This window comes from Stenotrophomonas sp. PS02297 (assembly GCF_029959705.1).
GTDB lineage: Bacteria > Pseudomonadota > Gammaproteobacteria > Xanthomonadales > Xanthomonadaceae > Stenotrophomonas > Stenotrophomonas nitritireducens.
In genome coordinates, this window is the sequence record NZ_JASCOS010000009.1 from 12,428 (window position 1) to 25,224 (window position 12,797).

Annotated in this window: 12 protein-coding genes; all 12 read left to right on the top strand. The window is 66.4% G+C overall.

The genetic code is table 11. From position 1 onward, the window contains the following. Complete coding sequence (locus QMX80_RS03810; protein ID WP_033474842.1) at positions 1-1,032, top strand: DUF4105 domain-containing protein; 1,032 nt, start codon at positions 1-3, stop codon at positions 1,030-1,032. Then, positions 1,029-3,050 carry an alpha/beta fold hydrolase gene (locus tag QMX80_RS03815; protein WP_282275380.1) on the top strand — a complete coding sequence of 674 codons (2,022 nt, stop codon included), beginning with the start codon at positions 1,029-1,031 and terminating at the stop codon, positions 3,048-3,050. Before QMX80_RS03810 ends, QMX80_RS03815 begins: the two co-directional genes overlap by 4 nt. Beyond that, positions 3,047-3,901, top strand: coding sequence for a 3-hydroxyacyl-CoA dehydrogenase (locus tag QMX80_RS03820; RefSeq protein ID WP_053462375.1), 855 nt, complete (start codon positions 3,047-3,049; stop codon positions 3,899-3,901). The genes QMX80_RS03815 and QMX80_RS03820 overlap by 4 nt, the downstream gene beginning before the upstream one ends. Positions 3,902-3,963: 62 nt before the next feature. Continuing rightward, positions 3,964-4,908, top strand: a complete 945-nt coding sequence (locus QMX80_RS03825; RefSeq protein WP_033474846.1) for a LysR family transcriptional regulator — start codon at positions 3,964-3,966, stop codon at positions 4,906-4,908. Further along, on the top strand, positions 4,905-5,177 hold the full coding sequence (locus QMX80_RS03830; RefSeq protein WP_033474847.1) for an EexN family lipoprotein: 273 nt from the start codon (positions 4,905-4,907) through the stop codon (positions 5,175-5,177). The genes QMX80_RS03825 and QMX80_RS03830 overlap by 4 nt, the downstream gene beginning before the upstream one ends. Positions 5,178-5,412: 235 nt before the next feature. Further along, positions 5,413-7,425, top strand: coding sequence for a conjugal transfer protein TraG (locus QMX80_RS03835; protein ID WP_033474848.1), 2,013 nt, complete (start codon positions 5,413-5,415; stop codon positions 7,423-7,425). Further along, complete coding sequence (locus QMX80_RS03840) at positions 7,422-7,886, top strand: CopG family transcriptional regulator (protein ID WP_033474849.1); 465 nt, start codon at positions 7,422-7,424, stop codon at positions 7,884-7,886. The genes QMX80_RS03835 and QMX80_RS03840 overlap by 4 nt, the downstream gene beginning before the upstream one ends. Then, positions 7,883-8,929 carry a P-type conjugative transfer ATPase TrbB gene (gene trbB, locus QMX80_RS03845; RefSeq protein ID WP_033474850.1) on the top strand — a complete coding sequence of 349 codons (1,047 nt, stop codon included), beginning with the start codon at positions 7,883-7,885 and terminating at the stop codon, positions 8,927-8,929. Before QMX80_RS03840 ends, trbB begins: the two co-directional genes overlap by 4 nt. Further along, entirely contained in the window at positions 8,926-9,318 is a 393-nt protein-coding gene (locus QMX80_RS03850; protein ID WP_033474851.1) for a TrbC/VirB2 family protein, read from the top strand. Before trbB ends, QMX80_RS03850 begins: the two co-directional genes overlap by 4 nt. Next, entirely contained in the window at positions 9,315-9,584 is a 270-nt protein-coding gene (locus QMX80_RS03855; RefSeq protein WP_033474852.1) for a VirB3 family type IV secretion system protein, read from the top strand. The genes QMX80_RS03850 and QMX80_RS03855 overlap by 4 nt, the downstream gene beginning before the upstream one ends. Before the next feature lie 13 nt (positions 9,585-9,597). Then, positions 9,598-12,048: a conjugal transfer protein TrbE gene (gene trbE / locus QMX80_RS03860; protein ID WP_033474853.1), complete on the top strand. Its 2,451-nt coding sequence runs from the start codon at positions 9,598-9,600 to the stop codon at positions 12,046-12,048. Next, a complete protein-coding gene (gene trbJ, locus QMX80_RS03865) occupies positions 12,045-12,788 on the top strand; it encodes a P-type conjugative transfer protein TrbJ (RefSeq protein ID WP_033474855.1) in 744 nt (247 codons plus the stop codon). Before trbE ends, trbJ begins: the two co-directional genes overlap by 4 nt. The last annotated feature ends 9 nt before the right edge of the window (positions 12,789-12,797 follow it).

Consider the following 12,797-nt stretch of genomic DNA (forward strand, 5'->3'; position numbering starts at 1 on the left):
ATGCCCGTGAGCCATCGAGTCGGCAACCGTTTCCGGCGACTCCGGGCGATCTGCCTCGCGCTGGTGGTGCCGCTGCTGGCAGCCTGGGGCGCGTTGGCGCTGTGGTTCCAGGGTCCGGGGACACCGCCGGTACGTGGTTCGCTGGCCGCGCTGTGGTGTGTCGCCTGTGGCGTATCGCTGGGCCTGCGTCTTCGCGCACGCGCACCGCTCGCCATCCCGTTGCTGGTCCTGGCCACCGCGCTCCTGCTGGGCTGGTGGCAGACGCTGGCGCCATCGCACGAGCGCGACTGGGCCGATGACGTCGATCGCCTGCTGCGGGCAGAGATATCCGGCTCGCAGGTGGTGCTGCACGATGTCCGCAACTTCGACTGGCGCGACGAAGGCGACTACACCGCACGCTGGGAAACCCGCAGCTACGATCTCGACCGGCTGGTCTCCGCCGATCTGATCCTGTCGTACTGGATGGGGCCGCACGTCGCGCACACCCTGGTGTCGTTCGGTTTCGACGACGGGCGCCAACTCGTGTTCTCGCTGGAGATCCGCAAGGAACGCGGCGAGTCCTTCTCCGCCCTGGGCGGCCTGTTCCGCAAGTTCGAGGCCGTGCTGATCGCCGCCGACGAGAACGACATCGTCCGGGTGCGGACCAATGTGCGCGGCGAGGACGTCTACCTGTATCGGCTCGACCTGGCGCCGGAAGCGCTGCGCAGCGCCTTCCTTGGCTATCTCGAGCAGGCCGACGACATTCGCCGCCGGCCGCGCTTTTACAACACCCTGACCAGCAACTGCACGACCATCGTGTTCGGGCTAGCCAAGCGCCTGTCGCCGTCGTTGCCGCCGGACTACCGGCTGTTGCTGTCGGGGCATTTCGCCCGCTATGCCCACGATCACCAGGGCCTGGTGCCGGGGTACGACTTTCGGACGCTGCACGCGCGCGGCCACATTGTGGCGCGCGCGCAGGCTTTCGCGGGTACCGCGGAGGATTTCCCGAAAGCCATCCGGCATGGCGTTCCAGGCACGGAGCCTTCCCGATGACCCGGCATGCACGCTCCCTCCGCCTCGTGCTGCTGGCGACCGTGGTGCTGCCGCTGTTCAACGGTTGCGCCGTGTACCGCGAACTGCAGCCGGCGGTCAGATTCGACCCGATGAGCGCGGGCGAGTACATTGCGATGCAGCGCGGCGACATCCTCACCACCGGCAGGCTCAGTGCCGCAACCGTGCAGACGCTGCGCGTGGCGGGGCTCGATGCGTGCTGCAGCCAACCTTCGCTGGGCTGCATCGACGCGGCGGCGCAGCAGACCACGCTGTCCGACGAGCAGCGCCTGTCGGCGCTGTCCGAGCTTTGGCTGCAAGCGGCCATGCAGACGCCATCGGACGCTGCGCACGCCGAAGCGCGCATGCAGGCCTGGATGGAAAGCGCCCGCCACGCCTACGCCTATCTGTTCTTCACCCGGCGCGATCCCAGTGAACGCGCATTCGAGGATCGCCAGACTCAGGCACGCGACTGGTACAACCACGCGGTCCAGCAGGCCTCGACCCTGCTGTTCGACGTGCTGGACGAGCAGGGGCGCATCCATGCGGCGCAGGACGTCCCGCGCAACGATCAGCCAATCGCCTACGCCGGCTGGAATCTGCATCTGGACCTTAGCGGCATCCGTCTTCCCGAGGGCACACGACTGCCGCACGAACTCCTGCCCGCCAGGCAGTTGGCCTTCACCGGTCTGCGCAACACGTGGCGCCGCGACGGCTTCGGCGCCGAACTGGTCGCCTCGGTCGAACCCGCCGTTCGCCTGCTCGACAAAGCCGGGCGACCTGCGCCCTCCCTCGACGGCGACGGGGCCGCAGCGCGCGGCTGGAGCGAAATGCCGTCCCCCGGTGTCACCGCACTGTTTCGCTTCCAGGGCGATGACCTGGACGGCGTGCTCGGCACCCGGACGGTACTCGTCAGCGCCCATGACCCTTACCTGCAGGACAGCATCGCCTTGCAGGGCCAACGGGTTCCCCTGGCCGCCAACTTCACCGCCGGCTACGGCCTGTGGCTTGCTCGATCCGGCTTCAATCGGCAGTCCTTGCGCACCCTGTTCGGTCGCGGCGAGGGCATCGAGCGACCGCACCTGTACCTGCTGCAACCATGGGATCCGAACCGTCGCATCGTCCTGCTGCTGCACGGCCTGGCGAGCAGCCCGGAGGCCTGGGTGGACGTGGCCAACGAACTGCAGGCCGACCACGATGTGCGGGAGCACTTCCAGATCTGGCTGGCCTACTACCCCACCAACATGCCGATCGTCCTCAACCACGCGTGGCTGCGCGAGTCGGTGAGCAACACGCTGGCCCACCTGGATCCGCAGGGAACGGCCGCCGCCTCCCAGAACATGGTCCTGGTCGGGCACAGCATGGGCGGGGTCATCGCGCGGCTGATGGTGTCCTCGGCCGACCAGAAGCTGTGGAACTGGGCGGTCGAGCAAAGCGGATTGGACTCGGAGCGAATCGAACGACTGCGCCCGCGCGTGGACGCGGCCCTGCGCTTCGAGCCGATGGACAACGTCGGGCGGGCCGTCTTCATCGCCGCCCCGCACCGGGGCACCCCCGTTGCCGCGGACCGGTTGGCCCGGCTCGCCTCGCGAATGGTGCGCATGCCACTGACGGTGCTGGAAAGCCTGTCCGAAATGGCCCAGGGCGTCCCGCGCGAACAGGCACTGGAACGCCTCTCGCTGCTGCCCAACAGCATCGACAACCTGCGCGAGGACGATGCCTTCATGCGAGCGGCCGCCGACCTGCCGATCTCCGCCCGCGTGTCCTACCACTCGATCATCGCCCGCCGCGACCCCGCCGTCAGCCTGGCCGCATCCGACGACGGCCTGGTGCCGTATCGCAGCGCGCACCTGCCGGGCGCCCTGTCCGAAAGGGTGATCGACGCCGACCACAGCGTGCAGGGCACCGCGCAATCCGTCCTCGAACTTCTCCGCATCCTGCGCGAAGACATGGCCATGCATGGCAAATCGTTCCCACCACCGGAGCAGCGCTCCCTGTCCATCGTAGAGGTAGTCCCATGAGCATTCGGCATGTCACCCTGGTCGGCGCCGGCGTCCTCGGCGCGCAGATCGCCTTCCAGACCGCCTTCAAGGGTTTCGACGTCAGCGCCTATGTTCCCGACCAGGCCGCCCTGGACAAGGCCGGCAAGGCCATCGACTGGCTGCAGCGGCGCTACCTGCAAGACATCGACGGCGCCGATCCGCAGGCGCTGGCGGCAGCGGCGGGACGCATCCGCTGGACCACTGATCTGGCCGCGGCCGTCAAGGACGCCGATCTGGTCATCGAAGCCATTCCGGAACAGCTGGAGCTCAAGCGCAGGGTATATGCCGAACTGGGGCGCCTGGCACCGGCGAAGGCGATCTTCGCCACCAATTCCTCGACCCTGCTGCCCAGCGCGATGGCCGACGCGACCGGCCGCCCGGAGCGATTCATTGCACTGCATTTCGCCAACGAGATCTGGCTGCACAACGTGGCTGAAGTCATGGGGCACGCCGGAACCGACCCCGAAGTGTTCTCGACATTGGTTCGCTTTGCCAACGACATCGGCATGGTGCCGGTCGAAATCCATAAGGAAAAAGCCGGCTACGTGCTCAATTCGCTGCTGGTACCGCTGATGTCCGCGGCTTCCGAACTCCTGGTCGATGGCATCGCCGAGCATGAGGCCATCGACAGGACCTGGAAGATCGCCACGGGTTCGCCGAGAGGACCGTTCGAGATATACGACATCGTCGGCTTGGGCACCGCGTACCACATTTCCTTGGCCGGCGGGCCAAAGCAGCAGGCGTTCGCCCGTCTCCTCAAGGAACGCTACATCGACCACGGCAAGCTCGGCGTGGAGACCGGCGAAGGATTCTATCGTTACGAGTCCTGATCATGCGGGCACGGCCGTCACCAACGCTGCAGCGACTCACGTGATGCACCATGGAGGAAGAAATGGAACTTCGACACCTTCGCTGCTTTCTTGCGGTTGCCGAAGAACTCCACTTCGCCCGAGCCGCCGAGCGGCTGCATATCGAGCAATCGCCACTGTCACGCACCATCAAGGAACTGGAAGAAGAGCTGGGCGAACAACTGTTCGTTCGTACCAGCCGGAGCACGCGCCTGACCCGTGCGGGCAAGTTGTTCCATGAACATGTGCCACGCGTCTTCACCGCCCTGCAGCAGGCCCGCGACAGCGTCAAGGCGGCGGCCAACGGCTTCCACGGCCAATTGCGCATCGCCCTGTCCGATGGCATCACCCCGTCGCGTCTACCGAGCTTGCTGGCCCTTTGTCGGCAGGAGGAGCCAGAAGTCGAGATCCGTCTGTTCGAGGTGCCGCTGTCGCAGCAGATCAAAGGGATGAATGACGATCTGTACGACGTCGGCTTTGCGCAGTCCGACGAGGTAGGCGAAGGCATCGCAACAGTAGCGGTATGGAGCGATCCATTGATGGTGGCAGTTCCTGCCCGTCACCCGCTGCTCAGGCACAAGCGCATTCCGCTGGAAGAGGTGCTGCGCCATCCCCTGGTGCTGTGCGATCCGCAGGTTTGCGAGGGCTATGCCCGTCAGGTGGATCGCGTGCTGCGACGTGCGGACATGGAGCCATTGATTGCCGAGCGTGTGGCGTCGTTCGACCTGATGATGGCACTGGTCGCGGCGGGCTTTGCCTTGGGTCTGGCCGGAGCGCCACACATCACGGGCAGCCGCGAACCCGGTGTGGTCGCCCGTCCGCTGGCGGGGCGCTCCCCCATGCTGACCACTTACGTGCTGTACCGCGAAGGTGAATCCTCCGACGTGCTGGCGCGTTTCATCGAGCGGGTGCAGGCCATCGAATCACCAGAAGGCCACAGATCCACACCACCTGTTGAACCTGACCCCCAAGAGGAATTCGAGCCATGATCGTGAAGCTGATCGCGCCTGTTCTGATGTTGGCTGTGCTGTCTGCCTGCCGCCCGTCCGAGCCACCGAAGCAGGGAGCCAATATGCCGACCGTGGAAGAACTGGCCTCCGACCCCGAACGCTTGAAGGAACTGCGCCGCCAGTGCAAGACCGAGCGCCCGACGATGGGCGACGTGCTGTGCAACCGCGTGGCCGAAGCGACGAACAAGCGCTTCTTCGGCGACGGCAAGGTGCCTTACACGCCACCTGAAACGCCGCCGAAGTTCTGACCGTTAGCGGCTTGCTGCACATCCTGATTTTCTTTCTCGACACGCCGCAGCGCGCCCACGCCTGCGGCGTTTTGACTGGTCTCTTCCCTGCATGAAACCATGCTTTTTGCATCACCTTGCTGCCGATAACGGTCTTTGACCGGCACTGAATCGGCACCGATCCTGACGCCTGCGGCACGCCGATGTGCCGCGTTTTCCACGAGGAATCAGCGCAGGAGAAATCGGAGGCCAAGGTATGCAGGCTCAGGGCGTGTTGTTCGGGCAGATCGCCGCCGTCTTCGGCATCGTGATCGCCGGTGTGTGGGGTGCCACGCAATGGACAGCCGCTGCATTGGGCTATCAGCTACGCCTTGGCTCGCCCTGGTTCGACTTGTACGGCACGCCGATCTACTACCCGTGGAAGCTGTTCGAGTGGTGGTTCTTCTTCGACGCCTACGCGCCGCAGGTCTTCGACACCGGCGGCATGATCGCGGTGGGCAGCGGCCTTTTTGCCGTGGCGGTCGCCATCGCCATGTCGGTGTGGCGCTCGCGCCAGGCGCGCCAGGTGACGACCTATGGGTCTGCCCGCTGGGCCGATGCCGCCGACATTCGCAAGGCCGGGTTAACACAGCCCGCTGGAGTGTTTCTCGGCCAGCATGATGGCCACTACCTGCGCCACGAAGGGCCGGAGCACGTCCTGACCTTCGCGCCGACCCGCTCGGGCAAGGGCGTGGGTCTGGTGGTGCCGACGTTGCTGTCGTGGCCGGCATCTACCGTCATCCACGACATCAAGGGCGAGAACTGGCAGATCACGGCCGGTTGGCGTTCGCGCTTCTCGCATTGCCTGCTGTTCAACCCGACCGATGCGCAGTCGGCGGCCTACAACCCGCTGCTGGAGGTACGGCGCGGCGCGCATGAAGTGCGCGACGTGCAGAACATAGCCGACATCCTGGTCGATCCCGAAGGCGCGCTGGAGAAGCGCAACCACTGGGAGAAGACCAGTCACGCGCTACTGGTCGGCGCGATCCTGCATGTGCTCTACGCGGGCGAGGACAAGACGCTGCGCGGCGTGGCGAACTTCCTCAGCGACCCGGCTTGTCCCTTCGAGCTGACGCTGCATCGGATGATGACGACCAGGCACCTGGGCGATGCACCGCACCCAGTTGTCGCGTCCGCCGCGCGTGAAGTGCTCAACAAGTCGGACAACGAGCGATCGGGCGTGCTCTCTACCGCCATGTCGTTCCTCGGCCTGTACCGCGATCCCACGGTGGCCGAAGTCACGTCGCGCTGCGACTGGCGCATCGCCGACCTGATCGCATCCGAACATCCGGTATCGCTGTACCTGGTGGTGCCGCCTTCGGACATCAGCCGCACCAAGCCACTGATCCGTCTGATCCTCAACCAGATCGGGCGACGACTGACCGAATCGCTCGACGGTTCCGACGGTATCGAGCGCCGCCACAAGCTGCTGCTGATGCTCGATGAGTTCCCGGCGCTGGGGCGCCTGGACTTCTTCGAGACGGCGCTGGCCTTCATGGCCGGCTACGGCATCCGCAGCTTCCTCATCGCCCAAAGCCTGAACCAGATCGACAAAGCCTACGGCCAGAACCATTCGATCCTGGACAACTGCCATGTGCGCGTGACGTTTGCCACCAACGACGAACGCACGGCCAAGCGCATTTCCGAAACGCTCGGTACGGCCACCGAACTGCGCGCGCAGCGCAACTACGCCGGCCATCGCCTGGCGCCGTGGCTCGGGCACCTGATGGTGTCGCGGCAGGAAACGGCGCGGCCGCTGCTGACGCCGGGCGAGGTGATGCAGCTTCCGCCCGATGAATCCGTGGTGATGGTGGGAAGCAGTCCGCCGATCAAGGCGAAGAAGCTGCGCTACTACGCCGACACCAACTTCAAGCGTCGCGTGTTGCCGCTGCCCGTACTCGCGGCCGGGCAGTACGCCGACGCGCCGCCGGCTCGCCCCGACGACTGGAGCGCCTTGGCGATTCCCGCCGTCCCCGCCGCGCCGGCCACGGCATCCGCCGATGCCCTGGGCGGCCCCGATGACGGCGGCCCGCGCCGCCAGCCGGAGCTGACCGAAGTCACCGAATACAGCCCCGAGCCACTGATCGCAGGCAACGACCTGGGGCTGCTCGATGACGACGACGACCTGCCGCTGCCTTACATGGCCTCTCTCCCCGGCCAGTTCGACCCGGCCATGCAGCGCACGGCCCGGCTGGCTTCCCTCGACCCCAACGACGGCATCGACTTATGAGCCAATACCGATTGAACCTGTTCATTCAGCACGAGCACGCAAAGCGCTTGGAAGAATTGGCCGCCAAGAAAGGCGTGTCGAAGTCGTCCATCGTTGCGGCGGCGCTGGCGTCCTGGCTGTCGCCGGACGCGGGCGACCAGCGTGAGGCCGCCATCGCCAAGCGGCTGGATCGCCTGTCGCGGCAGGCCGAGCGCCTGGAGCGTGACCAGAACATCCAGATCGAAACGCTCGCGCTGTTCGTCCGCTACTACCTGACTGTCAGCACGCCGGTGCCCGAAGCCCATCAGGATGCTGCCCGCGCGCAGGGTAAGGCGCGCTTTGAGCAGTTCGTCGAACAGCTCGGCCGCCACCTGCTGCGTGGCCGCAGCCTGGTGCGCGACGTGGTGGAAGAACTGCATCCCAACCCGATGCGGATGGATGACGCCGCGGCGCTGGCCGAAGCGCAGGAGCGTTCCTCATGAGCGCCGTCCCCCAGATCCCGCCCGAACCGCATTCGTCGGCAGCGGCGTCCCAGGATCGCCGCATCCAGATGCTGCGCACGGCGATGGGGCCAGTGATCGCTGCCGCGCTTGAAGACCCGGACGTGGTGGAGGTGATGCTCAACCCCGACCGGACATTGTGGGTGGATCGCCTGTCGTCTGGTCGGATGCCTGTCGGCGTCGAACTGCCCGAGGCCGATGGCGAGCGGATCATCCGCCTGGTCGCCGCCCATGTCGGTGCGGAGGTGCATCGCGGCCAGCCGCTCTTGACCGCCGAGCTGCCGGAGACGGGAGAACGCTTCGAGGGCATCTTGCCCCCGGCCGCGCCCGGCCCGGCCTTCGCGCTGCGCAAGCGGGCCGTGAGCATCATCGGCCTGGATCACTATGTAGCCGACGGCATCCTGACCGCCGGACACGCGGACTTCCTGCGCCGCGCCGTGCACGAGCGCCAGAACATCCTGATCGCGGGCGCGACCAGCAGCGGCAAAACCACGCTCGCCAATGCCTTGCTGGCCGAGATCGCCGCCACCGGCGACCGCGTGCTGGTGCTCGAAGACACCATCGAGCTGCAATGCGCGGCCCGCGACCATGTACCGCTGCGCACCCGCGTCGGCGTGGTGTCCATGACCGAGCTGGTGCGCGCCACGATGCGGCTGCGCCCCGACCGCGTGATCGTCGGCGAAGTACGCGGCGGCGAAGCCCTCGACCTCATCAAAGTGTGGGGAACGGGGCATCCCGGCGGCATTGCCACCATCCATGCCGGTTCCGCGTTGGGCGCGCTGCTGCGGCTGGAGCAACTGATCCTCGAAGTCGCGGTGAACCCGCCGCGGGCGCTGATCGCCGAAGCGGTCAACGTCGTCATCCACATCGCCGGGCGCGGCCGCAAGCGCCGCGTCGGAAGCATCGCCCGCGTCGTCGGCTTCGACGGAGTGGGCTATCGCCTGGCGGACGCCTTCGAAACACCGTTTCCCGAGCTGCCGCCACTTTCTTCCCCGTCCCCTCACCAACCTGGAGAACTGCCATGACGCAGATGCACGTTCGCGCTTTCCGCTTTTCCGTCAATCCGCTTCCCCGCCTGTCCAGCCTCGCCCGGCTGCGCAGTCTGACCCGTCCTGCGGGGCAAGGGCTGCTGCTGGCCGCGCTGCTGCTGTTTCTGGCCGGCACGGCCCAAGCCGCCGGTTCCTCGATGCCCTGGGAAGGGCCGCTGCAATCCATTCTGGAGTCGATTCAGGGGCCGGTGGCGCGCATCGTCGCGGTCATCATCATCATAGCCACCGGCCTGGCGCTCGCCTTTGGCGACACGTCGGGCGGCTTCCGCAAGCTGATCCAGATCGTCTTCGGCCTGTCCATTGCGTTTGCCGCGTCGTCGTTCTTCCTGTCGTTCTTCAGCTTCTCCGGCGGGGCGGTCGTATGAGTGCGGCCAACGATCTTCCGGGCTTTGAAGTGCCGCTGCATCGCTCGCTGACCGAGCCGATCCTGATGGGCGGCGCGCCGCGTACCGTGGCGATCGCCAACGGTACGCTGGCCGCCGCCGTCGGGCTGGGCCTGCAACTGTGGATTCCCGGCGTGGTGCTCTGGATCGTCGGCCATTCGCTGGCCGTCTGGGGCGCGCGCGTGGATCCGCAGTTCATGCAGGTCTTCGCCCGGCACATCAAGCACAAGCCGCTGCTGGACGCGTGAGGGAGATGCCGCGATGCTGAATCTTGCCGAATACCGCCAGCGGCCCGCCTTGCTCGCCGACTGGCTACCCTGGGCCGGGCTGATCGCGCCGGGTGTCGTCTTAAACAAGGACGGCAGTTTCCAACGCACGGCCCGCTTTCGCGGCCCCGACTTGGACAGCGCCACGCAAGGCGAGCTGATCGCCGCATCGGCGCGGCTCAACAACGCGCTGCGCCGACTGGGATCGGGCTGGGCCTTGTTCATCGAGGCCGAGCGCTGCGCAGCGGCTACCTATCCACGCTCCGAGTTTCCCGAACCACTGTCATGGCTGGTGGACGAGGAGCGCCGCGCCGCCTTCGAGGAGTCGGGCCATCACTTCGAGAGCGGCTATCACCTGACGCTCGCATACCTGCCGCCGGAGGAATCCCGCGCTCGCGCCGCGAAGATGCTCTACGAGAACGCACCCGGCGACGGCGTGGACTGGCGCGGTCGCCTCAGTGCGTTCGTGGCGGAAACCGATCGCGTATTCGACCTGCTCGACGGCGTAATGCCGGAAATCGCCTGGCTCGATGATGCCGAGACGCTGACCTATCTGCACGCCACCGTCTCGACGCGCCGCTACCGCGTGGGCGTGCCCGAAGTGCCGTTCCACCTCGACGCGCTGCTGGCCGATTCCGCGCTGGTCGGCGGTCTGGCGCCCGCACTGGGCGTCCAGCACCTGCGCGTGGTGTCGGTGCGCGGGTTCCCGACGTCCACCTGGCCGGGTCTGCTGGACGACCTCAATCGCCTTGGCTTCGGCTACCGCTGGAGTACGCGCTTCCTGTGCATGGACAAAGCCGAGGCGGAAAAGGAACTCGGCCGCCTGCGCCGCCAGTGGTTCGCCAAACGCAAGAACGTCGTCGCGCTATTGCGCGAAACGATCTTCCAGCAGGAAAGCCCGCTGGTCGATACGGACGCCAGCAACAAGGCCGCCGATGCTGATGCGGCTTTGCAGGAGCTGGGCAGCGATCAAGTCGCCTTCGGCTATCTCACCGCCACGGTGACGGTGCTCGACGCCGCCCCGGCCGTGGCCGACGAGAAGCTGCGCATGGTGGAGCGCGTCATTCAGGGCCGTGGTTTCGTGACGATCCCCGAAACGCTCAACGCCGTGGATGCGTGGCTGTCCTCGATCCCGGGCAACGCCTATGCGAACGTGCGACAGCCCATCGTCTCGACGCTGAACCTGGCGCACATGATGCCGCTCTCGGCGGTATGGGCCGGGCCGGAGAAGAACGACCACCTCGACGGCCCGCCGCTGATCGTGACGCGCACCGATGGCGCGACGCCGTTCCGGCTGGTCACGCACATCGGCGACGTGGGACACACGATGATCGTCGGCCCGACCGGCATGGGCAAATCGGTCCTGGTCGCCATGATGGCGATGCAGTTCCGCCGCTATCCCGGCTCGCGCATCTTCGCCTTCGACGTGGGCCGATCCATTCGTGCTGCCACCCTGGGCCTGGGCGGCGAGCACTACGACTTGGGCGCGGATGGCGACATTGCCTTCCAACCGCTGGCGCGGATCGACGACGAGGGCTACCGCACCTGGGCCGCCGATTGGGTCGAAGGTCGGTTGATACGCGAAGGCGTGGCAGTCGGCCCCGACGAGAAGGCGGCGATCTGGTCGGCGCTGGAAAGCCTGGCCGGTGCGCCCGTGGCGCAGCGCACGATGACGGGGCTTTCCGTCTTGCTGCAATCGAACGCGCTGCGCCAGGCACTTTCGCCCTACGTGCTCGGCGGCGCCCACGGCAAGCTGCTGGACGCCGACCACGACCGGCTGGGCATGGCGGACGTGCAGTGCTTCGAGATGGAGGAGCTGATGCACAGCAAGGCCGCTGTTCTGGCCGTGCTGAATTACTTGTTCGCGCGTCTGGAAGAGCGATTCGATGGTGCTCCGACCATGCTTTTCCTCAGTGAAGCATGGACTTTCCTGGATGACCCGGTGTTCGCCGCACGGCTGCGGCAGTGGCTGAAAACCTTGCGGAAAAAGCAGGTCTCCGTCGTCTTCGATACGCAATCCCTCGCGGACATCAAAGAGTCGTCCATCGCGCCAGCCGTCATCGAAAGCTGCGCCAGTCGGATTTTTCTACCGAACCCGCAGGCCACCGAGCCGCAGATGCGTCCGATCTACGAGGGCTTCGGCCTCAACAGCCGACAGATCGAGATCGTCGCGAACGCCCAGCCCAAACGTGACTACTACTACCAATCGCGGCTCGGCAATCGCGTGTTCGACCTCGACCTGGGGCAGGCCGCGCTCGCTTTCGCGGGCGCATCCACTCCCCAAGACCAACGCGACATCGACCGCGTGCTGACACAAGCCGGCGCTCCCGGCTTCGCCGGTGCGTGGCTGCGCCATCGCGGCCTCGATTGGGCTGCTGACCTGCTGCCGTCCTCACCGCCAGCGGCTTCCTTCCTCGCGTCTCAACGACCGGAGGTTTCACCATGAAGACCAAACCCCGTTTGCTGTCTGCCTCGCTCGCCGCCGTGCTGTCGGTGTCGCTGCTGGCCGTGCAGCCCGCATCCGCGCTGACGGTGTTCGACCCGTCGAACTTCGTACAGAACACGCTGACCGCCGTGCGCACGCTGGAGCAGATCAACAACCAGATCAACCAGCTTCAGAACGAAGCGCAGATGCTGATGAACCAGGCGCGCAACCTCGCGAATCTGGACTTCAACATCGTCAATCGCCTGCGCTCGACGCTCGCCACGACCGAGCGCCTGATCGCCGAGGCGCGCGGCCTAGCCTACGACGTGCAGAGCATGGATGCCACGTTCGCCCGGCTGTACCCGGAGCAGTATGCCGCAACCGTCAGCGGCGACCAGATGCTGCGCGATGCGAAGGAACGCTGGACGAACACCTTGAACGGCCTGCACACCGCGATGCGGATGCAGGCGCAGGTGTCGCAGAACCTGGCGCAAGACGAGAGCGCTCTGTCCGATCTGGTCAGCCAGAGCCAGTCCGCCACCGGCGCGCTGCAAGCCATGCAGGCGACCAACCAGCTTCTGGCCCTGCAGGCCAAGCAGTCGATCCAGGCGCAGCAGCTCCAGATCACGCAGGAACGCGCCGCCGCACTGGAACTGGCACGCCAAGCGGCGGCTGTCGAGCGCGGCCGGGAAGTAACGCGCCGATTCCTGGGCGATGGCACGCCGTACACGCCGCAGCGTGTGGATTTCTACGGCAACTGACGGGAGACG